We start from the raw sequence: 26,260 nt of genomic DNA on the forward strand, positions 1-26,260 counted from the left end.
AGATCGGTCTCCTAAGAAATCCTCGGCCGCCGCTCGACGGCCAGGCGCGCCTCGGCCCAGCGCGACAGGCGCACGAACGGCAGGCCGATGAGCACGTACATCAGAGCGGTCAGGACGCCGATGCCCAGGTAGTCGTAGGTCGACGCGGCGAGCTGCCCGTAGACGCGGGTCAGCTCGACCATCGTGATCACGGACACGAGGGAGGAGTCCTTGAGCAATGCTATGAAATCATTGGTCGTCGGGGGGAGGACCAGACGCAGGGCCTGGGGGATGATGATGTGGCGCAGGGCCTGCCAGCGCGTCATGCCGAGCGCCAAGGCGGCCTCCATCTGGGCGTGGGGGATGGCCTGTATGCCGGCGCGGTACACCTCGGCCTCGTAGGCGGCGTAGTTGAGCGCCAGTCCGAGGACGGCGGCGGCGAAGGGCTGGAGCTTGATGCCGACGGTGGGCAGGCCGTAGAAGATGAAGAACAATTGGATGAGCAGCGGGCTGCCGCGGATGAACTCGACGTACAGCGTCGCCAGCGCGGACACGGGCCACGGGCCGTACAGCTTCATCAGGGCGAGGGTCAATCCGAGGAGGACGGCGAAGAACATCGCGAGCAAGGAGAGCTCGACCGTGGTGACCGCGCCCTTGGCGAGCAGCGGCACGTAGCTCCCGTACTTGGCCAGCGACGCGCGCCAGCCGAGCTTGACCCCGCGCGCGGCGAGGTACGCGGCATATTCGGTAGGCTCGGCATGGTTCGAAGACTCGTCGGCGAACGCTGCGGCCATCACCGGATTCCATATGCCCCATCTTTCGTAGATCTCGCGCAGCTTGCCGGACTTCATCAGCCGCGCGATCGCCCCGTTGACGGCGGCGAGAAGCTTGTCGTCGCCCTTGCGGATCGCCACGCCGTAGGCCATGCGGCCGAACTGTCCGGGGAGGTTCTTCAGGCGCGCGTCGATGCCGTAGTAGACCGCGGCGGGATGGTCCATCAGCACCGCGTCGATGCGCCCGTTGGCCAGGTCGTCGTAGAGCATCGTCTGCGTGTCGTAGCCGACGACGGTCACGCCTCCGGCCTCGGCCAGCAGGCGCTCGGCCAGCGCGCCCTTGAGCGTGCCGGCGCGGCGGCCCTTGAGGTCGGCCAGCGAGGCGACGCTGAAGTCCGCCTTCGGCACGGTCAGCGTCTCGTAGGTCAGGTAGTACGGGTCGGAGAACTCCACCTCGGCCTTGCGGTCCTCGGTGATCTCGAGGCCGTTGATGACGACGTCGTAGTTCCCGCGCTTGAGGCCGGGCACCAGGCTGTCCCACTGGTTCTGCACGAACTCCGCCTTGTGCCCGAGCTCGGCGGCGAGCGCCTCGGCCAGGTCGGCCTCGAAGCCGACGGTCTTCGACGGGTCCTTGGGGTCCTGGAAGACGAAGGGCGCGCCGCCGGAGGAGTCGCCGCCCCAGCGCAAGGTCTTCGCGGGGGCGGTGTGGGCGCCGAGCGCGCACGCGAGTAGCAGGAGGGGTGCGAGGCTCATGCCGCGAACCTGCTCATGTACTTGACCGTGCGCGGATCTCGCGGGGACCCGAATATCTGGGCCGGAGGCCCCTTCTCCACGACGCGGCCCTCCTCCATGAACACGATCTCCCGGGCGACCTCGCGGGCGAAGCGCGTCTCGTGGGTGACGACGATCTGCGTCATTCCCCCGGCGTCGAGCTTGCGCATCACGTCGAAGACCTCGTCGACGAGCCAGGGGTCGAGGGCCGAGGTGGGCTCGTCGTACAGCATGACCTTGGGCGACATCGCCAGCGCCCGGGCGATGGCGGCGCGCTGCTGCTGGCCGCCCGACATCTGCGAGGGGTAGTGCCGCGCGTGGCCCGCGAGCCCGACCTTCTCGAGGAGGGGGAGGGCCACCGCCTCGGCCTGCGCGCGCGTCATGCCCTTGACGATCATCGGCGCTATGACGAGGTTCGACAGCAGGTCGAGATGGGGGAACAGGTTGAAGCTCTGGAAGACCATGCCGAAGTTGGAGCGCAGCGCCCGGGCCAGGCGGTCGTAGCGGTCGTTGCGGCGGGGGTCGCCGACGCCGCGGTCGAGGACGAGGTCCCCGAAGCGGATCGAGCCCTCGTCGAACGCCTCGAGGCCGTTGAGGCAGCGCAGCAAGGTGGACTTGCCGCACCCGGAGCGGCCGACGATGACGACCAGCTCGCCGGCGGCGGCCTCGAAGTCGACGCCCTTGAGCACCTGCTGGCCGTGGAACGTCTTGGTCAGTCCTTTGGCGACGAGCAGCGGAACGGCGGCCATGGATTCCCCGGGAACGCGAAAATGAGCGAAGCTCGCTATTTTAGCTTTTCCCCCGGACGGAGGGCTAAGGCTTTTTGGGGCGGTCGCGCAGGAGGGAGACGGCGATCACCGGCTCGTCGTCCATGGCGGCGGCCATCGCGCGCCACTCGCCGGACGTGCTCGGGAAGTGCGGGCGGAGGTTGGTCGGCAGGTGGCGCGCGCCGAGCGCGGTGAGCGTCAGACCGAGCAGGCCTCGCCCCATCTCCTGCGAGGCGCCGTAGAACTTCTGCGCGTCGCCGGCCTTGTAGGCGGCGCGGCCGTCGACGACCGCCTTGCCGATGGTGTAGACGGAGAACACCGCGCCGAGCGCGAGCAGGCCGTAGATCGCCACCGGGGCGACCGTGACGAGGGCGACCGAGCCCGCGGCGATGGCCAGGCCCTTCCACGTGAAGACGTCCTTGATCGCGTGGCCGGCGCCCTTGAGGACCTCGACGCCCGCCTTCTTCCAGGAGATCGGCTCGGAGGCCTTCGGCGCGGAGGGCGCGGGCGGGACCGCGGCGGCCGGCCGCGGGGCGGCGGCGGCGAAGGCGAAGCGGGGGCGCGCGGACGGGGCGCCGGCGCTCACGGATCGCTCCTCCGCGCTCCGCCCGCCGTCGTAGAAGCGGTCCTGGCCGGAGCGGTCGAGCGGGCGGGGAGCGGCGTCGAGGCGGGCGCGGATCGCGTCGGTGCGGCCGCGGAAGTCGAGGGCGGAGGGCGGCGGGACGAGGCCGCGGACTCCGGCGCCGGCAGCGGCGTCCTCCCGGACGGCGAGGCGGCGGCCCCACGAGGCCGAAAGGGTCTGGAGCAGGCGCTCCCGCTCGGCGGGGGCGAGGCCGGCCTTCCAGGAGCTCGCCGTCAGGACCAGCCCTTGGGCGTGGGCGTCGCGGACGGGGTATTCCAGGAGCTTGGCGGCGGCGGCCTCGGTGCGGGCGACGGCCTCGGGGGACAGCGGGCCGGGGGAGACGGAGAGCCGGACGGCGGCGGAGCCCGGAGCGGCGAGGAGCAGGAGCAGCAGCAGCGCTCGGTTCAGGGCCATGACAGAGTATGGGCCCGGCGGGCCCAGGGATGAAGGGGCCTAGGGCCCGGTCAAGTGGGAGGTCCAAGGACCTATGATGGGCGTCATGCTCGATGAGCCCGCCGGAGGCATGCTAGAATAAGCCGCCCGGCCCCCGAGATGAACCTCCTCTCCGCCCTGACCTATCTGGTGCTGCTCTCCTCCCCGGTCCTGGCCGACGGCTTCACCGTCTCCTCCTACACGGCGTCCGCGCTCGCGTCCTCCCCGGAGGTTCGCTCGGCGGAGGACGCGTTCACCGCGGCGGACGCCGCGCTCAAGGGGCAGGCCGCCGCGATGTTCCTTCCCACGCTCGGCTTCTCCTACACCCAATACTCCTACGGCCACGACCTCCTGGGCGGCTCCCGCTACCGCCGCGGCGAGTTCGCGCCGCGCCTGGGGCAAGCCGTGACGACGGCGAACTGGAACCTGTTCAACGGCTTCGAGGACCTGCAGAAGACGCGCGCGGCGGCGATGACGCGGCGCGCGGCCCGCGCCGCCTGGAACGCGGCCCGCCAGGACCGGGCCTTCGCGGCGATCTCCGCCTTCTACGACCTGGACTCGAAGACCGAGCTGCTCGGCGTGGCCCAGCAGAACCTGCGCGACCAGAAGCGGCAGTACGAGCAGTCCCTCGACCTGTACAAGAACGGCATGAAGAGCTTGGCCGACCTGCTCAAGAGCGAGACCGACATGCGCTCCTCCGAGTTGCGCCTCATCTCGGCCGGGGCCGAGCGCAAGAAGGCCTTGGTCGAGTTCAACGACCTGATCGACCGCGGCGCCCTCGACGAGGCGGCGCTCACGGTGAACCTCCAGGCGGGCGCCACCGACCTGCCGCTCGTCGAGGCCGACTTCTCCCGCGCCCTCGAGCTCCGCCCCGAGGTGGTCCAGGCCCGGGAGGAGTTCGACCGCGCCCGCGTCGCCGTCCAGCAGGCCGTCCAGGGAGCCTTGCCGAGCCTCAAGGCCGACGCGACCTGGACCCGGACGCGCTACGCCGCCGGCGGCGGGACGGCTTCGCCGAACCCGAACCATCAGGTGGGCCTCTCGCTGTCTTTGCCCGTCGGCTTCAACGGCTTCACCCAGGGCTGGGCGGTCTCCTCGGCGCGGGCTCAGCAGAGACGGGCCGAGGCGGCGCGCCGCTCCGCCGAGCGGACGGTCAAGTCCGAAGTGTACAATGCGTACATCAATCTGGAGAGGGTCTCGAGCTCCTACACGGTCGCGCTCCTTAAGGAGGAGATCGCGGCGAGGTCCCTCGAGCTGGTGGGACGGCAGTATCAGCAGGGCGCGGCGGACGCGATCCGCATGAACCAGGCGCAGAACGACTACCTCAACGCCCGCGTCGAGCGCGCCCTGGCCCTGCACGACATTTTCATCGACCGCGCCCGCTACAAGCGCGCGGTGGGAGAGCCATTATGGTGAAGCTGAGATCGTCGAAGACGGCCGTCGTCGTCCTCGTCGTCGCCGTCCTGCTCTGCGCCGCCGGCTGGAAGAAGTATAAAGGAGGCGCCGCCGAAGGCAGCGGCGCGGCGGTCGTTACCGTCGCGCGCGGGGACATCGAGCTCCACTTCATGGACTCCGGCGAGCTGACGCCGAAGACCTTCGTCGACGTGGCCTCGAAGGTGTCGGGCCGCGTCATCGAGCTCTTCGTCGACGAGGGGACGCGCGTGCGCAAGGGGGAGAAGCTGGCCGTCATCCAGCCCGGCCGCACCGAGGCCGAGGCCTACGTGCCCACGACCTTGACCGCGCCCATCGACGGCGTCGTCATGCGCTACCAGGACCGGGGCTCGAACAACTCCCAGGAAGGCCGTCTCTCCAAGCTCGGGGAGTACGTCACGGGGCTGATGGAGTCGCAGACGCCGACCTACCTGATGACCGTGGCGGACCTCTCCCGCCTCGTGGTGAAGATGAAGATCTCCGAGATGGATATTTTAAAGCTCAAGGAAGGCATGGACGTGAAGGTCACCGTCGACGCCCTGCCCGGCCAGGACTTCCCGTCCAAGGTGACCTTGGTCTCGCCCCAGGCGGAGAAGGACAACAACAACCTCAAGAACTTCAAAGTCGAGGTGACCTTGCTCAAGAGCGACGCGCGCCTGAAGCCCGGCATGACCGCCCGCGTCGACGGCCTGCTCGACTCGCGCAAGAAGGTCCTCAAGCTGGCCCTGTCCGGCGTCTTCGAGGAAGGGGGCAAGGAGTTCGCGTATGTCGTCGCCGGCGAGGAGAAGCCGAAGAAGACCCCGCTCAAGCTCGGCCTGCGCTCGGAGATGGACGTCGAGGTCCTCGAGGGCGTCAAGGAAGGCGACAAGCTCCTCACCGAGAAGCCGGACGACAAGCCCAAGTCGTGAACGCGATACACGTCGACGGTCTGACCCGGACTTATCAGGGGGGCTATCAGGCTCTCAAAGGGGTATCGTTCGCTATCGCGAACGCCGAATTCGTCGCGATCATGGGTCCCTCGGGGTGCGGCAAGTCCACCCTCCTCAACATACTCGGCCTCCTCGACCGCCCCACCGGCGGCAAATACCTCCTCGAGGGCGCCGAGACCGCGCGCCTGACCGACGCCGAGATCACCGGCCTGCGACGCGCGCGCATCGGCTTCGTCTTCCAGGCCTTCAACCTCCTGCCGCGCCTCTCCGCGCTCGAGAACGTCGCCTTGCCCATGGCCTACGCGGGGACGGGCGTCGACGAGCGCCGCGCGCGCGCCCGCGAGCTGCTGACGCGCGTCGGCCTCGGCCGCAAGGCGGAGAACACGCCGCTGCAGCTCTCCGGCGGCGAGCGCCAGCGCGTCGGCATCGCGCGGGCGCTCGCCAACAAGCCGGCGCTGCTGCTCGCCGACGAGCCCACGGGCAACCTCGACTCGAAGTCCTCCGTCGAGATCCTGGCCCTCTTCAAGGAGCTCAACGCCGAGGGCATGACCGTCGTCCTCGTCACCCACGACCCCGCCATCGGCGCGGCGGCGGGGCGCGTCATCCGCATCAAGGACGGCGCGCTCGCGTGAACGCGGGCGAGGCCCTGCGCGCCGGCGCCCGCGAGATCTACGCCAACAAGTTCCGCTCCACGCTGTCGTTCGCGGCCGTCTCCGTCGGCGTCGCCTCCCTGCTTTACACGATGGCGCAGACGCAGGGGATGAAAGAGGCTCTCGAGAGGAACCTGGAGCTGATGGGCCCGGGCCGCCTGACGATCGAGAAGAAGCGCAACTACGTCTCGAAAGGACTTTCCCAGGGGCTGACCTACGGGGACGCCCTGGCCCTGCGGCGCGAGCTCCCCGACCTGTACATGGTCGAGCCCGAGTCCACCAACTGGGCCAAGCTCGTCCACGGCCGCTCCTCGGTCGACGGGGTCAAGATCACCGGCGGCACCTCCGATTTCGCGCGGCGCGACTGGGTGTACCGCCTGCGCGGGCGCTTCCTCAACGAGTGGGACGTCGAGCACCGCTCCCGCGTCGCGGTGATGATCGAGCCCGCGGTCTGGATCAAGAAGCCCTTCTGGGCGAGGTTCTGGATGGACGACAACGAGTACGACGCCTTCGCCAAGCGCCGCGACCTGCTGGGCGCCCAGGTGCGCCTGGAGAACTCCGTGTTCACCGTCGTCGGCGTGCTGACCCAGCCGCCGCGCGACAAGGACCCCCGCTGGGACAGCTGGAACACGCCCAACATCCTCGTGCCCATCACCGCCTACCAGCAGCATCTCGCCCAGGACTCGAACAACCCCGACGCCGTCGACGAGATCCGCATCGACACGGGCAGCGAGCGCACCTTGGCCTCGCGCCGCAGGCAGGTCGAGGCCATCCTCAAGCGCCGCCATCGCGGCGAGGAGGACTTCGAGGTCAAGGACGACCGCGAGGAGATCGAGACCAAGATGGAGGAGATGCGCAAGTACGTGAAGGCCGGCCTCGCCCTCGGAGTCGTGGCTCTGCTCGCGGGCGGCATCGGCATCATGAACGTGACCTTGGCGACCATCTTCGCCCGCGTGCGGGAGATCGGCGTGCGCCGCGCCATCGGCGCCTCCCGCGCCGACATCCTCGCCCAGTTCCTCTTCGAGGCGGCCATGCTCGGCGCCGCGGGCGGCGCGGCGGGCGTCGGACTCGGCCTCGGGGGCGTGAGGTGGCTCTCCGGGCTCGGCGGCTCCCGCGACATCGCGCAGATCACCTGGCTCCAATGCCTGGCGGGCATCGCGCTCGCCGCGCTCGTGAGCGCCGCCTTCGCCTTCATCCCCGCCTACCGGGCCTCGCGGCTCGATCCCGTCGAGGCGCTCAAGGCCGAATGAAGCTCTCCGAACTTGGACGCTCGGCGCTCGTCGAGATCCGCGCCCACAAGACGCGCTCCGCGATGACGAGCCTGTCCTTGGCCATCGGCATCGCCGCGATGCTGTTCACCTTCTCTCAGACCGCGGGCATGATGAAGCGCTACAACGACGCCCTGCGCCTCGCCGGCCCCGGCCGCATCGAGGTCTCCCAGAAGAACAACTATAAGTCGAAGGGGCTCTCCCCTGGGCTCACCTACGGCGACGCCCTCGAGATCCGCCGGCAGTACCCCGAGCTGTTCATGGTCTCGCCGATGATCTCCAGCTGGGGCACGCGCATGCGCCTCGACGACTTCAAGAACGACGGCATCCGCGCCCGCGGAGTCACCGCCGAATGGGCCAAGCGCGACTGGGTGTACGCCGTGCGGGGCCGCCTCATCAACGAGCGCGACGTCGCCGAGGCGGCGCGCGTGTGCGTCCTCATCCAGGCCGGCGGCTGGATCAAGAAGCCCTACTGGGCCAAGTACTGGCCCGAGCAGGCCCTGACCAAGCACATCTCCCGCCGCGACCCTCTCGGCCGCCGCGTCCTGCTCGGCGAGCACCTCTTCACCGTCGTGGGCGTCCTCAAGGAGCCGCCCCGAGACAAGGACCCGCGCTGGTTCGGCCGCTCCTGGGGCGGGCAGGGCGTCGCCCTCGTCCCGGCCACCGCCTACCAGCGCTTCCTCGTCCCGCGCTACCAGCGCAACCCCGAGGTCATCGAGTCCATCAGCGTGGACACCGGCGACGCGGCGACGGCGTCGGCCTACCTGCGCCGCATCAAGGTCCTGCTCAAGGCCCGCCACCGCGGCGAGGAGGACTTCGAGGTCAAGGACTACCGCGAGATCATGCAGAGCGCCCTGAGCCAGATGCGGGAGTTCGTCGTCTCCATCATGATCATCGGCATCGTGGCCATCCTCGCCTCGGGCATCGGCATCATGAACGTGACGCTCGCCACCATCTTCTCGCGCGTGCGCGAGATCGGCATACGCCGCGCGCTGGGCGCGACGCGCGCCGACATCGTCTGGCAGTTCGTCTCCGAGGCGATGATGCTGGGCGTCATCGGCGGCGTCGGCGGCACGGGCCTGGGCATCCTCGGCATCTGGTATCTCGCGCCGAAGGAGGACCGCATGCTCGAGATCAGCCTGGTCCACGTCGCCGGGGCGCTTCTCATCGCGCTCGGCACCGGCTTCCTGTTCGCCTTATATCCCGCCTGGAAGGCCTCGCGCTTCGACCCCGTCGAGGCGCTGCACTACGAGTAGCGATACGCTCGCCGCGACAAAACTGTTGTCAACAACAGTTTTTCCGGATTTGCCTGTGGATAGGGTGTATGACTCGGCTCAACGGCGCGCTTTCAAGATCAGTTCCTTCTCTTTCGCGGGCGTCAGCGGCAATGGAAGGTCCACTCCCGCGAGCCAGTCGCGCGTGTCCTTGACGGTGACCGCGAGGCCGCTCAATCTCAATCCCGCCGCGAGCGCCTTGGCGTTATCGACGTCCATCAAGCCCGCGTAGGCGCCGTGCTCGGGGCGATACAGGGGCAGCTCGGCTGAGTCCACGTCCTCGAGGATGTCCTTGGGCACCCAAACGGGGTCCTTCGGGGCCAGGATAGCCATGAACTCCGCCCAGGTGACGCGGTGCCCCGCCATGTTGAACGTCCCCGTGATGCCTTCCTCGAGCGTTTTGCGCGCGAAACGCGCCAGGTCGCGGCCGTCGATGACCTGGACGTGGTCGGTCCCGTCGCCGGGGGCAAGCATCGTCCCGCCCAAGGACGCGCGCTTCACCCAATAAGTGAAGCGCCCGCTGGGGTCATGCGGCCCCGCGACGATCTGCGGTCTCAGGATGGTTGCCTTCGCCTCGTAGATGTCCCGGACGATGTTCTCGCAGGTCACCTTGAGGGGGCCGTAGGTGTCGCCGTCGATGACCGTCACGTCCTCGGCGGCGGGGGGCATCGTGGGGTTCTCTTCGGTCACCGGCCGCTGTTTCGCGTCGCCGTACACGCTCCCCGTGCTGATGAATACATAACGGCTGACTATGCCCCTGAGAGCCTCGGCGCTGGGGCGCACCTGCCGCGGTATGTAACCGCTCACGTCCACGCAGGCGTCCCAGGAGCGGCCCTTCAGGGCCGTGAGGCCGGCCGCCCCTTCGTCCCGGTCGCCGCGCAGGCGCTCGACCCGCGGGGGGAGGTCGTCGGGCGTCTTGCCGCGCGTCAGGACGCCGACGGAGTGCCCGCCCGCGAGCAGGGCTTCGACGATGTGCCGCCCGACGAACTTCGTGCCGCCGAGTATGAGGACCTTCATGCCGGCGGTCAGAGACCTCTGGGCGGCCGGGCTTTCCGTTCCAAGGCCCCGGCGCGCAGCCTTGCGGACGCGATCTGCTCCGCGGTCAATTCCCGCTCCATTCGCGACATCATGTCTCCGACGAAGCGGATCCCCGGCTTATTCGCGAGCAGGCACCATGCGTACGCCTCGATCAAGTCCTTGCGTACTCCCTTCCCGTCCGAATAGGCCGCGCAAAGGTTCGCCCGCGCTTCATCATCCCCGAGTCCGGCGGCCTTTCGAAACCATCCGATGGCTTTGACGTAATCCTGCGTTACGCCGTCCTCGGGGCTGCCCTTATAATGCATGCCGCCCAGGATCGTCTGCGCCAGCGTATCGTCGTGAGCGGCGGCATGTCTCAACCACTGCATCGCTTTGGGAGCGTCGCGGGGAATCGCCTTCCCTTCCCGGTAGTGGCCCCAAAGATAGACCGCGGCTCGGGTATTCCCTCGTTCAGCGGCGGTCTCGAAGTGCCGGATCGCCGTCCCAATGTCTTTCTTCACGCCGCGTCCGGTTTGGTAGCACCTTCCCAGTTCGAGCAGGGCCTCGGCGTTCCCCTTTTTCGCCTCCGATTCGAATAGGATAACGGCCGTTTTGAGATCGCCGGAGCTCAAAGCCGCTTTCCCATCCTCGAGCGGCGCGCTCCATGCCATGCCGCAAAGAAAGAGCTGGCCTGCGGCCATCAACGCCCGGAGCGCGGAAGCGCCGCGGTCCTTGGCGACCTTGTTCGCCCACTGGGCTTCGAAGCGTTCCTGCGGGATGTCCATCGCCGCCTTGAGCGGTCCCGACTCCAGCATGCGCTGGTCCTTCGCGGGGAGGAGCTTGCCGAGCGCGCGCCGGCCGCCCGGGAACACCTCGAGTATGCCGGAGAGAGCGCGGGCGTAGCCCGCGGGCGCGTGCATGCGGACCCAGCCGTCGGTCAGCGCGCGCACGGCCTCGGCGACCTCCTCGGGCGTCAGCGCGGGATGGCGGCCGACGCGGCGGCCCCAGTCGTCGAAGAAAGGTCCGACGGGGAGGAGGAGGTCTGCGGACTTGCGCAGGCCTTTCGCGGAGCGCAGCGGGTAGTGGCGGTGGTTGTCGGCGCCCATGTGCTTCTGGTGGAGGAGCCCCGCGCGTCCGAGGCGGCCGCCGAACAGGGGCGAGCCGGGCTTGGCGGCGTCGTAGAGGGCGCGGCGCAGGGGGTCGCCGGGGGCGAGCTCCCATTGGTCGGCGACGCGGTCGAGGTCCCCGAAGTTGTGGGCGATCAGGGCCGAGGACTTGAGGAGCTCGAGCGGGCCGCCGCTCGCGGCGTAGGCGCGGTCTTCCCGGTCGGCCTCGGTCCGCATCGCGTCGAGGACGATGGTCGAGAGGGCGGGACGGGCCTCCAGGCAAGCGGCGTAGGCGCCGACCGCGACGGAGAACCAGGTCCCCTCGTGCGTGGAGAGCCTCCGCGCGCCCTCGCCGGTGATCTTGGCCGTGACCGGGGCGTAGTCCCAGGACAGCGACTCGAGCACGAGCTTCGCCTGCTCCTCGACGAGGCCGGGCTGGACGTCCTGCCAGTGCTTCCAGCGGATGCCGTTGTCCACGTCGGTCGGCACGAAGCTGCCCGCCGTCGCCCAGTGCGCGCACAGGCACAGCTCGTAGTATTCCAGCGCGTTGAGCTCCAGCCCGTCGTAGGCGCGCAGCACGCGCAGGTAGCGGCGGGCGGGCCCCTCGGGCTGCGGACCTTCGAACAGGAAAGGCGCCGCCATGCGGACCTGCTCGATGAGGAGGGACGGGAGGATGGCCACTAAAAGGGGCTGGCGGCGTCGGCGAGCAGGGGCAGGGCCGCGTCCTTGGCGGTCACGACGGCCTCGGCCGGGGTGACCGGCCAGGCGATGCCGAGGGCGGGGTCGTTCCAGCGGATGCCCGCGTCGACCGCCTTGCTCCAGTAGCCGGTGACCTTGTAGGTCACGTCCGCGGTCTCCGTCAGCGCGCAGAAGCCGTGAGCGAAGCCGGCGGGGACCCAGAACATGCGGTTGCCGGCGTCGTCGAGCTCGATCGAGACGGACTTACCGTAGGTCGGCGAGGCGCGGCGCAGGTCGACGACCGCGTCGAAGATCCTCCCGCGCGCGCAGCGCACGAGCTTGCCGATGGCCTGGGGGGGGATCTGATAATGGAGGCCGCGCACGACGCCCTTCCTCGAGCGGGACAGGTTGTCCTGCACCAGCGGTGGCAGGCCCGCCTCGGCCCACTCGTCGGCGCGGAAGGCCTCGAAGAAATATCCGCGCTCGTCCGGGAAAAAGGGGCCCTCGACGACCAGGAGGCCGTCGAGTCCGCCGTAGGGCTTGAAGGCGAGGGGCATCGGCCCATCTTACCGATTTTAGGCCCTGCGCGTCACTCGCGGGTCAAACCGTGAGCCGGTAGCCTTCGCGCGTGGTGGTCAGCCGGTAGCCCTCGGCGCCGAGGTCCTCGCGCAGGCGCTGCACGGCCTTCTCGAGGTCGTTCTTCGTCCCGTCCCGGCCCCAGATGTTGCGCAGCAGCTCCTCCCAGGGGACCGGCCCGTCGCTCTGCAGGAGATGGAAGAGGACCTCGAAGCGCTTCGGGGCGAGGTTGGCGATCAAGGTCCCGCCGATCCAGACCGACTTCGACTCGGGCATGATCCGGAAGGCGCCGCGCCTCCAGACCGCGAACGGCGGCTTGGTCTTGCGGGAGGAGAGCAGGCGGCGCATGACCTTGACGAGGGCCTCCATCTGCACGGGCTTGCGCAGGTACTCGACCGCGCCGAGGGACTTGATCGCGCTCTCGAAGAAATCGGCGTCGGTGGGATAGGCGGTCAGGACGACGATCGGGATGTCGCTCGTCGCCTTGTTCTTGGTCAGCCGCCTGACGACCTCCGCCCCGCTGAAGCCCGGCAGCATCATGTCGAGCAGGATCAGGTCGGGGTTGAGCGACAGGGCCTTCTCGACTCCCTCCGGGCCGGTGAACGCGTAATGGACCTCGAAGCCCTGGTTGCGCAGCGCGATCGAGATCAGGTGCTGGAAGTCGGGGTCGTCCTCGACGCTCAGGATGCGCGGCATCTTGCCGGATTATAGACGCGGGCGCGTCCGCGCGCCGCCAAACAAGCAGTTAACTTACAATGCCTTCAGCAGGTCTTCGTCCTCGAACGGCTTGATGAGGAGGTCGGCGACCCCCTCGGAGAGGGCGCGCCGCCCCAGGTCCGGCGACAGCCAGGCGGTCATGATGACGACCTTGACCCCGCGCGTGCGCGGGTCTCCGCGCAGGCGGCGGCACAGCGCCCAGCCGTCGAGCTTGGGCATGGACAGGTCGATGAGCGCGACGTCGGGACGGAACTTCGCCGCTTTCGCGAGCCCCTCGGCGCCGTCGAACGCGACGGCCACCTCGTAGCGGCCGAGGGATCTCAGGCGCAGGGCGAGCGGCGCGACGAGGTCGCGCTCGTCGTCGACGATCAGGATCTTCTTGGTCTCAGTCGCCGGGGCGGGCATGGGAGTATTCCTCCGCCGGCGCGGCCTCCGTCTTCGACGAGAGCGGGAGCGTGAACCGGAAGCAGGCGCCGCGCCCGGAGGCGTTGTCCGCCCAGATCCGGCCGCCGTTGAGCGCCATGATCTCCCGCGAGATCGCGAGTCCGAGCCCCGTGCCCTTGTAGCCCTCGCCGCCTTTCGGCCGGTCGAGCTGGACGAACTTGTCGAACAGCAGCGCGAGCTTCTCGGTCGGGATGCCCGGGCCGTCGTCGACGATGGAGATCTCGACCTCGTCCTCGGAGGCCTTGGCCCGCACGGTCACGCGCCCGCGCGCGTAGCGCAGGGCGTTGTCCAGCAGGTTTCCCAGGACCTGCGCGATCATGTCCGGATCCACCCTCACGCTGGGGAGCCTCTTCGGGAGGTCGACGTTGAGCACCACGGCGCGCCCGCGGTGGGCCAGGCGCACGCCCTCGCACACCTCGAAGACGAGCGTCAGCGGATCGAGCGGCACGCGGTTGACGCGCGAGCGGCGCGACTCCAGGCGCGTGAGGTCGAGGAAGTTGTTGAGCAGGCGGGTCAGCCGGCCGATGTGGCGGTCGGCCGTGCCCACGAGGTCGGCCTGGTCCTGGGTCAACGGGCCGGCGAGGTGGTCGCGCAAGGTGCCGATGACGGCCTTGACCACGCTCAGCGGCGTGCGCAGCTCGTGGGCCACCGTGCTCAGGAGCTGGTCCTTGAGGCCGTCGGTGTGCCGGCGCTCCTTGACCTCGGCGCGGACCTGCTCGAGCTTCTTGAGCTCGCTGACGTCCCGGACCGTGGCGACCCAGGCCGGGTAGCCCTTCCATTCGATCTCGGCGGCGCGGACCTCGGCGCAGCGCGCCTCGCCGGAGGCGTCGGGGAGCTTGATCTCCAGGGCCTTGTCGGTCGACAGGGAGTGCTCGAACAGCCGGCCTACGAGCTGCTCCCTCTTGCGGCCGAACAGGGCCAGGGCCGCCGCGTTGGCGTAGCGCACCATGCGGCTGCGGTCGACGATGATCATGCCGTCGGGCAGGCCCTCGATGAGGTGCTCCATCTGATGGAACAGGCGGTCGCGGGCGAGCGCGAAGCCGATCGCGTGGCGCAGGCGCCCGGCGTCGAGCTTGTTCTTCGAGAGGAAGTCCTGGGCGCCGTGGGCGATCGCCTCCACGCCGAGGTCGTCCTGATCGAGGTTGGTCAGAACGACGACGGGCATGCTGGGCGCCTTCGCGCGGACCTTGATCAAGGTGTCGAGGCCGCGGCTGTCGGGAAGCATCAGGTCGAGCAGGACGATGTCGTATTCCTGCCGGGACATCAGGTCCAGGCCGCTCTGCAGGCTGACGGCGCTCTCGATGAGGTATCTCACGGACGCGCCGCAGGCCTCGTTGACGTACACGTTGATGAGCATCGTGTAGTCGGGGTCGTCTTCGATCAATAGGATGCTGACTCGCTGCTCCATGGTGTTCTCCCTCAGATGAAGACCTTCTCCCGCGGCGCCGGCTCCGGACCGGCGGCCCGGACGGCCGGGAAGACGACGGTGACGCGCGTGCCGCGCTCGGGGGCGCTCTGGACCGAGATCGCCCCGCCGTGGCGCTCGGCGATCTTCCGGCAGATCGCGAGCCCCATCCCGCTTCCCGGGAAATCCCTGCGGCTGTGCAGCCGCTGGAACGGCTGGAAGAGCCGGCCGGCGAACGCCATGTCGAAGCCCACGCCGTCGTCCTCGACGACGAGCTCGCGCAGGCCCGCGTCGCGCGGGCCGCCGCGCAGGCGGACGCGGGGGGCGCGTCCCCGCGCCGCGAACTTGAGGGCGTTGCCGACGAGGTTGTGCAGCAGGCGGCGGAGCTGGCCGGGGTCTCCCATGACGACGGGCAGGTCGCCGCGTTCGACCGTCGCGCCGAGGCCGTCGATCGTCTCCTTGAGATCCTCGAGCACCTCGTCGGCGACGTCCGCGAGGCGCACCTCGCGGAGCTCCTCCGTGTTCGCGTCGACCCGGGCGAGCTCCAGAAGGCCCTCGATGAGGTCCTGCATCCCCGCGACCGAGCGCCCGATGCGGGCGAGATAATCCTGGACCGTCGCGTCCCGCTGCGCGGCGAGGCGCAGCGCGAGCTGTTCGGAGAAGGCCGCGATCTTGCGCAGCGGCGCCTGCAGGTCGTGGGAGGCGACGTAGGCGAACTGGGTGAGCTCGGCGTTGGAGCGGGCGAGGGCCTCCTCCGCTGCCTTGCGGGCGGTGACGTTCTCGAAGGCCACGCCGACGAAGGGCGCGCCCAGGGAGAAGACGTTGATCGCGAAGCGGGCGCCGGGCACCCGGGCGCTGGAGAAGTCCGGGAGTCCGACGGACCGGTTGAGCCTCAGCGCCTCCGCGCAGGCCCGCGTCAGCTCGCCGCCGCGGAGGTCCGGGGCGAAATCGAGCAGGCGCGTCCCCGCCGGGTCCTCGGCCGCGGCCCCGGCCAGGCGCAGGCCCGAGGGGTTGAGCTCGACGATGAGCCAGCCGTCGGGCTCGCCCGGGTCGTCGACGCGCAGGACGGCGAGGCCGACCGGGACCTCCGCGAAGATGCGGCGGTAGAGCTGTATGCGGCGCCCGTCCTCGCGGCGGCCGAGGGCCGCCACCCTCAGGTGGGCGTTCGCGGTCCAGAGGTCGTCGTCCTGCGCCGACACGCGCCGCTCCAGCGCCGCCCGGGCCGCGTCCTTCTCGGCGAGCAGGGCGCGAAGGCGGAGGGCCGTCAGGACCGCCCCGGCGGAGAGGACCAGGCTCGCGAACGGAAGCCCGAGCCCGAAGCGGGCCGATGCGTAGGCCGCCGCTCCCGCCGCGGCCACCGTCAAGATCACGCGCGACATCGGGTCCGAAGTCAGATCGTCCATTCGGCCTCCGCGTCCTTCTTCTCAGTTTAGAGGCGGCGTCCCATGGTTACAATGCGGGCATTGTCAGCGGCGTCAGCGCTCCGTATAATACGCGCATGTCCTCCAAAGGCCGGATCCTGCTCGTCGATGACAACGCCGACATGCGCCGGGTATACGGCGACGTCCTCGCGACGGAAGGCTACGAGGTCGAGCGCGCCGCGGGCGGGCGAGAGGCGTTCGCCGCCGCCGTCGCGGACCTCCCCGACCTCGTGCTCTCGGACGTGTCCATGCCGGGCGGAGGAGGGCTTTCCCTGCTCGCGAAGCTCCGCGCCGACAAGGTCACCGCGCGCGTCCCCGTCGTGCTGATGTCGGGCGTCCACAAGGGCGCGGCGGACCAGGCGGACGGCCTCGACCAGGGCGCCGACGACTACCTGCCCAAGCCCGTGGCGCCGGCCCTGATGCTCGCCAAGGTCGCGGCCGTGCTGCGCCGCTACGCGGCTCCGGAGGAGCTCGGCGACCGCCTCAAGGCCCACGGCCTGGTCCTCGACGTGCTCGCGCGCACGGTGACGGTCTCGGGCAAGCGGGTGCGCCTGACGCGCAAGGAGTTCGACCTCCTCACGGCCCTGCTGCGCAAGGCGGGGACCGTGGTCTCGGTGCCTTTCCTCTTAGAGACCGTCTGGGGGTACGACCCCGCGGATTATTCCGATCCGCACACGATCGGGGTGCACGTCTCCACTTTGCGCCGCAAGATCGGCGCGAGGATCGGCGCTCGCATCGTCGCCGTCCCCGGCCTCGGCTACCGCTTCGAGGCCTAGAGGAATTTGGCGGAAATTTGGTGGCCTCCCCGCGCGCCGCGGGGCTACCCTATCAGTGTGATGGACAACAAGACCGACGACCGTCCGAAGATCGTCATCGTCGACGATGAATCCGACTTCCTCACGACGATGGAGCGCTCCCTGAGCCCGCTCTACCGCGTGACGGCGCTGTACGGCAGCGAGTGGACCGTCAAGCAGGTCGCCGCGATCGACCCGGACCTGATCCTGCTCGACATCAACATGCCGGAGCAGGGCGGCTTCGAGCTGTGCCGCGACCTGCGCGCCGACCCGCACTTCGCCGACACGCCGATCATCTTCCTGACCGCCTCGAGCTCGGGCGCGGACTACCGCCGCCATCTGAAGGCGGGAGGCACGCGCTTCCTCAACAAGACGATCGACCGGCGGCGCCTGCTGGAGGCGCTGGCGGAGGCGCTCTCCGGCGCCGGCTCGCTCAAGTAAACAGGTCCTCGCCGGGCCCGGTCCAGGGGGGCAAGAGGAAGGAGAAGCGCGAGCCTTTCCCGGGAGCCCCTTCGATCTCGAGCTTCGCGCCGTGGGCGTCGAGGATCTTCTTGACGAGCACGAGGCCCACGCCGAAGCCGGGCGCGGCCTGGCGTCCCTGCTCGGTGCGGTGGCCGGTCAGGATCGCCTCCCGGTCCTCCGGCGCGACGCCGATGCCGTCGTCGGCGACGTAGACCCGCAGGCGGCCGTCCGGCTCGACCGACACGCCGGCGTCGACGCTCCCGCCCTCGGGCGCGTACTTGACGGCGTTGCCGACGAGGTTCGTCGCGACCATCACCAGGGCCTCGGGGTCGGCCTTGGCGGGGGGCGTCCCCTCGGGTATGTCGAGCGTGAAGCGCAGCCCCTTGCGCTCGTGCAGCGGCTGCAGCGCCTTGGCGGCGGCGGACAGCACGAGGCCGAGGTCGGCCCGGTGGGGACGGACCGCGAAGCGGCCCGATTCGAGCAGGCCGAGGTCGAGGAGGTTTCGCGTGGCCAGCGACAGCGACCTGAGGTTGGTCTCGACGATAAGATAGTAATCGGCGCGCCGTCCCGCGGGCTTGGCCTCCTCCGTCTGCTTCAGGAGGTTGACGGTGGTCCCCAGCACGCTGAGCGCGTTGTTGAACTCGTGGCTGGCCATCGAGACGAGGCTGCCTTTGAGCTTCCCGAGCTCGGCCTCGCGCTCGAACTGCGCGTTGAGGCGCGTCGCCATCTCGCCCATCGTCTCGTGGAGGTCGCGGACCTCGGGGCCGGCGCCGCGCGGCGGCGGGAAGTCCCAGGGCTTGCCGAGCGTCCACTTGCGCGCGTTCTCGCGCAAGGTCGCGACGGGCCCGATCAGGGCGCGGGAGAGCATGAAGGCGACGAAGGCCGCGGCGGACGCGCCGGCGAGGAGGATGAGGCGCAGCGCGGAGCGCGAGGCCTCCTCGGTCTCGAGCCGCCGCGCCCGGAGGTCGGCGACGTTGACGTTCTTGAGCTCGTTGAGCGGCTCGGCGACGGCGTCGAGCTCGCGGGCGCGCCTCGTCGCCCGCGAGGCGTCGGAGGGCGAGAGCCGGCCGGCGCGGCGGCGGGAGATCCACGGGCTGCGCTCGGCGAGGTAGGCGGTCAGACGCCGGTCCGCCTCGGCGATCGTGGCCCGGTCGCGGGGATCGGAGACGGACTCCTCGAGCTCGCGCAGGGCCGCGCGCACGCGGTCGAGGGATTCCTCCCGGCGCTCGAGCCACGCGGGCAGGCCGGACAGCAGGTACTGGTCCCCGCTCTGGTCGACCCGGCGCAGCTCGTCGCGCAGGCGGGGCAAGGACGAGAGCACCGCGAGCCCCTGATGGAACGCCGCCTCGAGCCTCCCGTGGGCCCGGCTCTGCCGCCAGTACGACGCGCCGACGCCGAGCGAATACAGCCAGACCAGGCCCGAGGCGAGGACGAGCTGGGTGCGCAGGTTCGGGGTCTTCACGGGCGCGCCTTCGCGCGCGGGAGCAGGGCGCGCGCGCGCGCCTCCAGCGCCGCGGCCTGGGCGGCGCGGCCGCGCCGGCGCAGCAGGTGCGCGTAATGTCCCAAGGTCGCCGCGAGGCGGGGGCTGCTCTTGCCGTGCGCGCGCTCGAGCTGGGCGAGGGCGCGGGCGTAGGCCGCCTCGGCCTCGTCGAGCTTGTCCTGCGCCTCGAGGAACAGCGCGAGGTCGTTCAAGGCGGCCTCGGTCTCCGGATGCCCGGGGCCGAGGACCTTCTCCTTGACGGTGAGCGCGCGCTGATAGTACCCGTCGGCTTCGGCGAAGTCTCCCCGCGCGTGATGGAACAGGGCCAGGTCCGTGAGGCGGTCGGCCGTGAAGCGGTTCTCCGGGCCGATCGCCTTCTCCGTGACGGCGAGCGCCCGCCGGTACGCCGCCGCCGCCTCGTCGTCGCGGCCGCGTGAGCGCTGGAGCCCGGCCAATTCGGCGAGCCGCGCGGCGGCCTCGGCGTGGCGCTTGGGGTCCTTCTCGGCGGAGGCAAGGGCCCGGTGCAGGAACCTCGCCGCGTCGACGTCCTTGCCGGCGGCGGCGCAGGCCTCGGCGAGGTAGGCGACCGCGGCGGCGGTCTGCGGCGAATCGGGGCCGTAGCGCTTCTCCATGACGGTCAGCGCGCGGCGGTAGAGCTTCTCGGCCTTCGCCGGCGCCCCCTGGGCCATGCGCAGGTCCCCGAGGGAGTTCAGCGAGGCGGCCAGCCGCGGGTCCTCCGGGCCGAAGGTCTCCGCCCGGGCGAGTGCCGCGCTCAGCGCGGGCTCGGCCTCCGACAGGCGCCCGCGGCTCAGGGCGCGGCCGCCCAGCTCCTGGTCACGGCGCCATTCGGCGCCGCCGGCGCAGGCGCTCAACAGAATGCACAAGGACAAGGTCAGTTCGCGGCGCACGCCTCATGATAGCGATTTCAAACGCCCGCCGGGAGGCGCACGGCCGCGAGCTCCGTGATCAGGTTGGCCGACCAGCGGTAGATGTTGTTCTCCCGGACCTCGCGGCGCAGCCGGACCATGCGCAGGGCCTGATCGTCCGGCCGCATCGTGAGCGCCGTCTTGAGCGCCTCGGCGACGGCGTCGGCGTCGTAGGGGTTGACGATCAGGGCGTCGCGCAGCGCCCGCGCGGCGCCGGCGAAGCGGCTCAGGATCAGCACCCCGCGCTCGTCCTCCCGCGCGGCGACGAACTCCTTGGCCACGAGGTTCATGCCGTCGTGCAGGGACGTCACCAGGCAGGCGTCGGCGGCCAGGTAGTAGGGCTTCAGCTCGTCATGGCTGTGGTGGCGGGAGAGCACGACGATCGGCGGCGGTCCCTTGAAGCGCGCGTTGATGCGGGCGGCCTCCGCCGCCACGGCCGCCTCGAAATCCCGGTAGCCCGCCAGCGCCATGCGGCTCGGCGCGCCGATCTGGAAGAGGACGAACCGTCCCTGGTACTCGGGATAGAGCTCGAGCAGCCGTTCCGCGCCGCGGAAGCGCTCGAGGATGCCCTTGGTGTAGTCGAGCCGGTCGACGCCGACGGCGACGAACTCGTCCTTGCGTCCGGCCGCGCGCAGCACGCTCTCCCTCGCGGCGCGGGCCGCGGCGGCCGGCTCTTTGGCCGGGGTCTCCGGGAAGGCCACGCTGATGGGGAAAGGCTTGATCAAGGTCTCGTGCCCGGCGCGCTTGACCGCGAACCGGGCCCGGTCGACCCGCGACTCGAGGACGCGGTCCACGGTGTCGAGGAAGTTGTTGCAGTGGTCCTGCGTGTGGAAGCCGATGAGGTCCGCTCCGAGCAGGCCGTCGAGGAGCTCCTGCTGCCAGGGGCAGATGCCGAAGGCTTCGGGGTTGGGCCAGGGGATGTGCCAGAACAGCGCGACGCGCGCGTCCGGCCGGCGCTCCTTGATCATCCGCGGCAGCAAGGTGAAGTGGTAGTCCTGCACGAGGACGCACGGCTCGCTCTGCCCCTCGATCTCCTCGAACACGGCCTCGGCGAACTTCTCGTTGACCTGGCGGTAGTACTTCCAATCGTCCGGCCGGAACACCGGACGGGTGTGCGCGATGTGGCACAGCGGCCACAGCCCCTCGTTGGCGAAGCCGGAGTAATAGCCTTTCTCCTCGTCGGCGCCGAGCCACACGCGGCGCAGCGCGTACTGCGGGTTGTCCGGAGGCACCTTCAGGCGGCCGCGCTCGTCCGCCGTCTCGCGGTCGGCGTCGCCGTCCCCGTGGGCGATCCAGGTCCCGCCGCAGGCGCGCAGGAGCGGTTCGAGCCCCGTCACCAGGCCGCTGGCGGGCATGACGACCTCGATCTTCGACCCGCTGCGCGTGTGGCGGTACGGCTCGCGGTTGGCCACGACGACGAGGGGGCGGCCGGCGAGCTTCGCGTGGACGTCCCCGCGCAGGCGCTCCGCCGTCCAGAGCGCGTCGGCCTGGGACCGCAGCCGCGCCTCCTGCACGGCGCTCTCCTGCGCCTTGGCCAGATCCTTGGCCAGCGCCTCGGCCTCCTGGATCAGGGGGTTCATCAGCGCCCCGGCCCGCGTCCGGGGCGGGGGGGGCGGCTCCCCGGTCCGGGAGAGCCTCAGCCATTCCGCGAGGCGACGCACCTGCCTGCGCATGATGAGGCGCGAGGCCAGGACGGTCCCGAGCAGGGCCGCCGCGGCCAGCAGTATCGGCTGGAGGTCGTTCATCACGCCTCAGTTTAACTCCGGGGCGGCGCTCCGGACAAGAGGCCGAGACCTGATTTAGGGATCATTTGATGGCCGTCTTTTCGAGTCGGGGCTATAATCTCGGAGCTCGACCGGAGGCGATATGAAGAACATCCTGATCGCGTTGACCTTGGCCTTCGCGGCCGTCCCCGCCTCGGCGCAGCCTCCCGTGAAGGAAGCCGGCTTCGGCATCATCGCCGGCGACCCGATCGGCGGCACGGCCAAGCTGTGGCTCGACGACGACTACGCCCTGGACCTCGGCGTCGGCTTCAGCGGCGACACCGTGATGTGGGGCGACGTCCTGTACCACATGTGGAACCTGCTGCCCCAGCCCGAGGAAGGCAAGCTCGGCGTGTACGCCGGCGCCGGCCCGCGCATCGAGACCCGCCGCGACGCGGAGTTCGGCGTGCGCACGATCGCGGGCCTGACCTGGCGCATCACGCGCCAGCCGATCGAGTTCTTCGTCGAGGCCGGCCCGGTGTTCCGCATGACGCCGTCGGGCGGCGTCGACGCCGACGGCGGGATCGGCGTGAGGTTCTACCTCGGCTCAGCGCGCTAAGGCCGCGGCTTCCTTCCGCCAGTACTCCTGGCCCTCGGCGGGCAAGGTGTACACGGGGTCCAGGTACTCGTAGCGCCGCGTCAGCGCGTCCGCGTCGTCGGCCTCGATGCCGGTCCGGTAGGACTTCGTCCAGTAGGAGATGCCCTTGACCTTGTCGTAGTCGGCGAGCTGATGGATCCAGCGCTTGCCGACGTACGGCACGTCCACGGTCACGCGCGGCGTCGCGAAGCCGGGCAGGTAGCCCATGATGTCGTGCTGCAGCTTCTGGCCCTCGGCGATGGACAGGCGCCAGTGCTCGGAGTTCGGGATCATGTCGGCCATATAGAAGTAGTACGGCATGATCTTCGCGTGGTCGAGCAGCATGAAGCACAGCTCGAGGAGGTCTTTTTGAGTGGTGTTCACTCCCCGCAGCAGGACGCCTTGGTTGCGCACGTCCCTGAACCCCATCTCGAGGAGCTTGCGCACGGCCTTGCCGACGAGCGGCGTCACCTGCTGGGCGTGGTTGACGTGGGTGTGCACCGCGATGTCGATGCCCCGGTCCCATGCGCGCTTGGAGATGCGCTCGAGCGCTCTCAGGACCTCGTCCTGCAGGAAGTGCTGGGGCAGGCCTTGAAGACCTTTGGTGGCCAGACGGATATCCTTGATGTTGGGGATGTCCATCAGCTCCATCAGGAAAGTCTCGAGCTGGGCGATCGGCACGTTGGCGATGTCGCCGCCGGAGACGACCACGTCGCGCACGGACGGCGTCTTGCGCAGGTACTCGAGCATCGCGCCGTAGCGGTCCTTGGGCAGGCCCTCGAACTTGTGCTTGGTCACCTGCGGCACGGAGTTCCCGACGAGGTCCATGCGCGTGCAGTGGCCGCAGTACTGCGGGCAGGTCGCGATCATCTCGGCGAGCACCTTGGTGGGGTAGCGGTGCGTGAGGCCCTCGGTGGCCCACATCTCCGACTCGTGCAGGCTGTCGCGGCTCGCCTTGGGGTGGTTCGGCCACTCCGGATGCCGGTCGGACACGATCGGGATCATGTAGCGGCGGACCGGGTCGTTGCGCAGGTCGGCCTCGTTCATCGTGTTGAGCATCTGAGGAGGGATCAGAAGCGACATCGTCGCCTTCTCGTTCTGGTCCTTGACGATCTCCTCGGCGAGCTCGTCCGAGAGGAAAGAGCCGAACACGTCCTTCAGATCCTTGAGGTTCTTGGCCGAGTGCTGGCGCTGCCACAACGCCGACTCCCACTGCTCCTTGGTGACGCCCTTATACCGGGGCAGGCGCGTCCAATCCGGTTCCCGGAACTCCCTCTTCAACGGGTACTGGAACGGCTGTCGCGACGCGTCGGCTTTGACTTTCTTGGCCATAGTTCATTCTAGCAAACTCAGCCAAATCCGGCGCCTGCCCCGTCGGCGCCAGAGGGATTAAGCCGGTTGGGGAGTCTTCGTTTCGACCCAGGCGACGAGCTCGTCGAAGGCGGCGTGGGCGCGGGGCATGAGGGGTTCCGCGAACGAGAAGGCGCCGGCGTTCGCGTCGATGTGCGCGGCGTCGTCGACGACGACGAGGCGGTGGCGCTCGATCCGCCCCTTGGAGCGTACGAACTCGCGGTAGGCCTCGGCGTGGCCCGCGCAGGGGATCAGGTAGTCGCGGCGCCCCGCGATGGAGATCAGGGGGGCCTTGAGGTCTCCGGTGTTCTCGAAGGAGCGGACGGCGGCCAGGGCCTCCGGGCGCGAATCGAGGTCGTAGTCGGCGGGGGCGCCCGCGTACGACGGGTCGAGGTCGCTCAGGAAGAACGCGAGCGACGACTCCCAGAACGCGAGCTTGTAGAGGTCGGCGAGGGGCTTCCATTTCGCGTCGACGCGCGGGAAGCCCGCGCGGGCGATCGCCTCCTGGTCCCAGGGGTCCCGGGAGACGGCGCGCAGCAGCGCGGGCAGCTCGCGGAGGATGTTCCCCTGGCCGGCCCGCCACAGCACGCCGGAGACGTCCACCGCGCCGTCGACGAAGCCGAGCTCGGCGGCGCGGCGCGCGAGGAAGCCTCCGTTGGACAGGCCGACCGCGTAGACCTTGCTCGGCGCCGACCCGCGCAGGCGCAGAAGACGCTCCCGCGCGGTCGCGGCCAAGGTCTCGAGACGCTCGGCCCAGCGGAGCACGGAGCTCTCGGGGGTCATCGCCATGACCATGGTGTCGCCGTCGATCACGGCGCGGCGCACGCCCTTGTCCGTCGCGGCGAAGGCGTAGCCGCGGGCGAGGAGGAAGTCGGAGAAATACAGGTCGTAGCAGGTCTCGTCCGTGAGCCCGGCGGACGCGGCGACGACGAGCTTGCCGTTCCAGGCGCGCGGCACGCGCAGGAGGAAGCGCGCGCGATGGTCGGGCGGCAGCGCGCCGGCGACGAGCGTGCCCGGGACGGCCGCGGCCAGCGGCGTCCAGCGGTCCCTCGGCGGGGCCACGTTGACGGCGTCGGCGGAGAGGGTGCCGGCCGCGCGCTGAGGCGCGGTGGTCAGGTCCGGCAGCTCGTATTCGACGATCCCCGGCTCGCGGGGCAGGTCGACGCGGAAGGCGAAGGCGCGGGGGACGCTCACGGCTTGAGGATCTTGGCCAGCTCGTCGCGCTTCTTGAGCGGCCAGTAGTGATCGCCGGCGACGATGCGGGCGCGGAACCGGCCGGTCTTGTCGGTCAGCACGGTGCCCGAGGGCGGTGCCTTCTCGGGGGCCTCGATGCCGAGGCGCTCGAAGAGGACCTTGGCGCTCTCCCAGTTCAGGAGCTTGTCGTCGTCCGCGTGGATGAGCTCGAGGCGGATCCCGAGCGTCCGGATGCGGGCCGCGTCCTCGGGCGAAAACTCGAGGCGGAACATGTCGCTCGAGCGGCGCAGCATCGCCTCCTGCCAGCCCGCGTCCTTGGCGTCGTTCTTGAGGTCCTTGATGAACGCCTTGCGGATGTGGTCGTAGGCCTTGTCCCACGGGTCCTTGAGGTCGGCCAGCATCATGCCGGCGGCGTCCTTCGCGGCGAGCGCGATGACCTGGCCGCGCTGGAAGCGCCAGGTCTCGAGCCAGGCGGCGATGGCCGGCCCGAGGAAGGGGTTCATGCGGGCCGTCTGCTCCCAGAGGTCGGCGGTCGCGTCGCCGGCGTTGAGCCAGTCCACGACCGCGCGCGTGGCCTGGCCCATGCGCTCGAAGTCCGGCCCGGCCTTCTTCTCGCTGCCTTCGAAGTGCGTCGTCGCGTGCAGCAGGAAGACGCTGGAGCCGGACAGCGCCTTGAGCGCCGCGGCGACGGCGGGCTCGGCGTGGAGCTGGGTCATGCGCTGGAAGACGAGCGTGCCGAAGGAATGGAGGGCGAGCTCGACCTTCCCGCCGGGAGAGTTTTTCGCCGCGATGAGGACCGCGCGCGCGAGGTCGCGGGCGTCGGCGTCGAGGGGGCTCTTCGTCATGAGCCACGCGGAGGGCGCGTGGCCGCGGGTCCACACGAAAAGCTCGTCGCCGGCGGGCTTCTGGGCTCGCGCGAACAGGGGCTCGAAGCTCTCCGTCAGGGCGAGGCCGCCGGCGTACACGCGCGACGGCGTGCCGCCGGTCCCTTCCCGGGACTTGTAGTGGATCGGGGCTCCGCCGTCGCCCTCGAAGGAGCCGAGCGTCCAGCCCTCGCCCGGAGCGGCGGCGCGGCCGCCGTCGAACAGCGCCTTGGCCTCCGCGGCGGAGTCGTCGAGCGATTTCGACCGGGCCTCCGCCTTGGCGGACGGGCCGGCGACGCTCGCCAGGCCCGACGCCGCGATCACTGGCGGAGCGGGCAGCGCGGGGATGGCGGTCGGCAGCATGAGGCGTGGAGCGTCCGAGATCACGGGCGCCGACAAGGAGAGGGGGGCGGACAGCGCCGCGGGCGAGAGGGCGGGAGCGGACACGCCGGCCGCGATCGCGGGGACGCCGCCGGGGGCGAGCGACCCGGTCAGCCTCGGGGCGGCGACGACGCCGGCGCGAGCCGGGGACGCGAACCCCATCGCGATGGAGAGAAGGAGAGCGTTCATCACCATTATTTTAAGGCGAGGCGC

Annotated in this window: 24 protein-coding genes; 8 read left to right on the plus strand and 16 right to left on the minus strand. The window is 70.1% G+C overall.

Annotation, left to right across the window (positions count from 1 at the left end; translation table 11 throughout):
* Positions 1-11: 11 nt before the first annotated feature.
* The 3 genes from HYV14_04225 to HYV14_04235 all read right to left on the minus strand — a co-directional run bounded on the left by HYV14_04225 (position 12) and on the right by HYV14_04235 (position 3,326).
* Complete coding sequence (locus HYV14_04225) at positions 12-1,505, minus strand: ABC transporter permease subunit (GenBank protein MBI2385202.1); 1,494 nt, start codon at positions 1,503-1,505, stop codon at positions 12-14.
* The gene (locus HYV14_04230) at positions 1,502-2,272 is read right to left on the minus strand and encodes an amino acid ABC transporter ATP-binding protein (protein MBI2385203.1); all 771 of its coding nucleotides are present in this window, start codon (positions 2,270-2,272) and stop codon (positions 1,502-1,504) included. Before HYV14_04230 ends, HYV14_04225 begins: the two co-directional genes overlap by 4 nt.
* 64 nt (positions 2,273-2,336) lie before the next feature.
* Positions 2,337-3,326, minus strand: a complete 990-nt coding sequence (locus HYV14_04235; GenBank protein MBI2385204.1) for a hypothetical protein — start codon at positions 3,324-3,326, stop codon at positions 2,337-2,339.
* A 138-nt stretch (positions 3,327-3,464) separates the two neighbouring features.
* On the opposite strand from HYV14_04235, the gene HYV14_04240 reads away from it, so the two are divergent.
* Genes HYV14_04240 through HYV14_04260 form a run of 5 tightly spaced genes read left to right on the plus strand, consistent with a single transcriptional unit; the run spans position 3,465 to position 8,875 of the window.
* On the plus strand, positions 3,465-4,757 hold the full coding sequence (locus HYV14_04240) for a TolC family protein (protein ID MBI2385205.1): 1,293 nt from the start codon (positions 3,465-3,467) through the stop codon (positions 4,755-4,757).
* Positions 4,751-5,680 (plus strand): efflux RND transporter periplasmic adaptor subunit, encoded by a 930-nt coding sequence (locus tag HYV14_04245; protein MBI2385206.1) that lies wholly within the window; start codon positions 4,751-4,753, stop codon positions 5,678-5,680. Before HYV14_04240 ends, HYV14_04245 begins: the two co-directional genes overlap by 7 nt.
* Positions 5,677-6,333, plus strand: coding sequence for an ABC transporter ATP-binding protein (locus HYV14_04250; GenBank protein ID MBI2385207.1), 657 nt, complete (start codon positions 5,677-5,679; stop codon positions 6,331-6,333). The genes HYV14_04245 and HYV14_04250 overlap by 4 nt, the downstream gene beginning before the upstream one ends.
* The gene (locus HYV14_04255) at positions 6,330-7,601 is read left to right on the plus strand and encodes an ABC transporter permease (protein ID MBI2385208.1); all 1,272 of its coding nucleotides are present in this window, start codon (positions 6,330-6,332) and stop codon (positions 7,599-7,601) included. The genes HYV14_04250 and HYV14_04255 overlap by 4 nt, the downstream gene beginning before the upstream one ends.
* Positions 7,598-8,875, plus strand: coding sequence for an ABC transporter permease (locus tag HYV14_04260; protein MBI2385209.1), 1,278 nt, complete (start codon positions 7,598-7,600; stop codon positions 8,873-8,875). Before HYV14_04255 ends, HYV14_04260 begins: the two co-directional genes overlap by 4 nt.
* A 78-nt stretch (positions 8,876-8,953) precedes the next feature.
* Here HYV14_04260 and HYV14_04265 read toward each other — a convergent pair whose 3' ends face one another.
* The 7 genes from HYV14_04265 to HYV14_04295 are packed head-to-tail and all read right to left on the minus strand — an operon-like array spanning position 8,954 to position 16,239.
* A complete protein-coding gene (locus HYV14_04265) occupies positions 8,954-9,910 on the minus strand; it encodes an NAD-dependent epimerase/dehydratase family protein (protein MBI2385210.1) in 957 nt (318 codons plus the stop codon).
* 8 nt (positions 9,911-9,918) lie between these two features.
* A complete protein-coding gene (locus tag HYV14_04270; GenBank protein MBI2385211.1) occupies positions 9,919-11,697 on the minus strand; it encodes a sel1 repeat family protein in 1,779 nt (592 codons plus the stop codon).
* Positions 11,697-12,251 (minus strand): dTDP-4-dehydrorhamnose 3,5-epimerase, encoded by a 555-nt coding sequence (gene rfbC, locus HYV14_04275; protein ID MBI2385212.1) that lies wholly within the window; start codon positions 12,249-12,251, stop codon positions 11,697-11,699. Before rfbC ends, HYV14_04270 begins: the two co-directional genes overlap by 1 nt.
* Before the next feature lie 43 nt (positions 12,252-12,294).
* Complete coding sequence (locus tag HYV14_04280) at positions 12,295-12,966, minus strand: response regulator transcription factor (GenBank protein ID MBI2385213.1); 672 nt, start codon at positions 12,964-12,966, stop codon at positions 12,295-12,297.
* A 54-nt stretch (positions 12,967-13,020) separates the two neighbouring features.
* The gene (locus HYV14_04285) at positions 13,021-13,392 is read right to left on the minus strand and encodes a response regulator (GenBank protein MBI2385214.1); all 372 of its coding nucleotides are present in this window, start codon (positions 13,390-13,392) and stop codon (positions 13,021-13,023) included.
* Complete coding sequence (locus HYV14_04290; protein MBI2385215.1) at positions 13,373-14,839, minus strand: response regulator; 1,467 nt, start codon at positions 14,837-14,839, stop codon at positions 13,373-13,375. Before HYV14_04290 ends, HYV14_04285 begins: the two co-directional genes overlap by 20 nt.
* 11 nt (positions 14,840-14,850) lie before the next feature.
* Positions 14,851-16,239, minus strand: a complete 1,389-nt coding sequence (locus tag HYV14_04295) for a PAS domain-containing protein (protein MBI2385216.1) — start codon at positions 16,237-16,239, stop codon at positions 14,851-14,853.
* 95 nt (positions 16,240-16,334) lie between these two features.
* Here HYV14_04295 and HYV14_04300 point away from each other — a divergent pair, with 95 nt between their 5' ends.
* Both HYV14_04300 and HYV14_04305 read left to right on the plus strand, forming a co-directional pair.
* The gene (locus tag HYV14_04300; protein ID MBI2385217.1) at positions 16,335-17,033 is read left to right on the plus strand and encodes a response regulator transcription factor; all 699 of its coding nucleotides are present in this window, start codon (positions 16,335-16,337) and stop codon (positions 17,031-17,033) included.
* Between the two features lie 60 nt (positions 17,034-17,093).
* The gene (locus tag HYV14_04305) at positions 17,094-17,492 is read left to right on the plus strand and encodes a response regulator (protein ID MBI2385218.1); all 399 of its coding nucleotides are present in this window, start codon (positions 17,094-17,096) and stop codon (positions 17,490-17,492) included.
* On the opposite strand, the gene HYV14_04310 is transcribed toward HYV14_04305, so the two are convergent.
* Genes HYV14_04310 through HYV14_04320 form a run of 3 tightly spaced genes read right to left on the minus strand, consistent with a single transcriptional unit; the run spans position 17,485 to position 21,664 of the window.
* The gene (locus HYV14_04310) at positions 17,485-18,975 is read right to left on the minus strand and encodes a hypothetical protein (protein ID MBI2385219.1); all 1,491 of its coding nucleotides are present in this window, start codon (positions 18,973-18,975) and stop codon (positions 17,485-17,487) included. The genes HYV14_04305 and HYV14_04310 overlap by 8 nt on opposite strands.
* Positions 18,972-19,901 carry a tetratricopeptide repeat protein gene (locus HYV14_04315; protein MBI2385220.1) on the minus strand — a complete coding sequence of 310 codons (930 nt, stop codon included), beginning with the start codon at positions 19,899-19,901 and terminating at the stop codon, positions 18,972-18,974. The genes HYV14_04310 and HYV14_04315 overlap by 4 nt, the downstream gene beginning before the upstream one ends.
* 17 nt (positions 19,902-19,918) lie before the next feature.
* Positions 19,919-21,664 carry a trehalose-6-phosphate synthase gene (locus tag HYV14_04320; protein MBI2385221.1) on the minus strand — a complete coding sequence of 582 codons (1,746 nt, stop codon included), beginning with the start codon at positions 21,662-21,664 and terminating at the stop codon, positions 19,919-19,921.
* Between the two features lie 121 nt (positions 21,665-21,785).
* On the opposite strand from HYV14_04320, the gene HYV14_04325 reads away from it, so the two are divergent.
* Positions 21,786-22,241 (plus strand): hypothetical protein, encoded by a 456-nt coding sequence (locus HYV14_04325; protein ID MBI2385222.1) that lies wholly within the window; start codon positions 21,786-21,788, stop codon positions 22,239-22,241.
* Here HYV14_04325 and HYV14_04330 read toward each other — a convergent pair.
* From HYV14_04330 to HYV14_04340, 3 genes are read right to left on the minus strand one after another with little or no spacing between them, the layout of a single operon-like run.
* Positions 22,230-23,591, minus strand: a complete 1,362-nt coding sequence (locus HYV14_04330) for a lysine 2,3-aminomutase (GenBank protein MBI2385223.1) — start codon at positions 23,589-23,591, stop codon at positions 22,230-22,232. The genes HYV14_04325 and HYV14_04330 overlap by 12 nt on opposite strands.
* A gap of 57 nt (positions 23,592-23,648) precedes the next feature.
* The gene (locus HYV14_04335; protein ID MBI2385224.1) at positions 23,649-24,803 is read right to left on the minus strand and encodes a hypothetical protein; all 1,155 of its coding nucleotides are present in this window, start codon (positions 24,801-24,803) and stop codon (positions 23,649-23,651) included.
* The gene (locus HYV14_04340; GenBank protein MBI2385225.1) at positions 24,800-26,236 is read right to left on the minus strand and encodes a hypothetical protein; all 1,437 of its coding nucleotides are present in this window, start codon (positions 26,234-26,236) and stop codon (positions 24,800-24,802) included. The genes HYV14_04335 and HYV14_04340 overlap by 4 nt, the downstream gene beginning before the upstream one ends.
* Between the last annotated feature and the right edge of the window lie 24 nt (positions 26,237-26,260).

Source organism: Elusimicrobiota bacterium, from assembly GCA_016182905.1.
Classification (GTDB): Bacteria; Elusimicrobiota; Elusimicrobia; order UBA1565; family UBA9628; genus GWA2-66-18.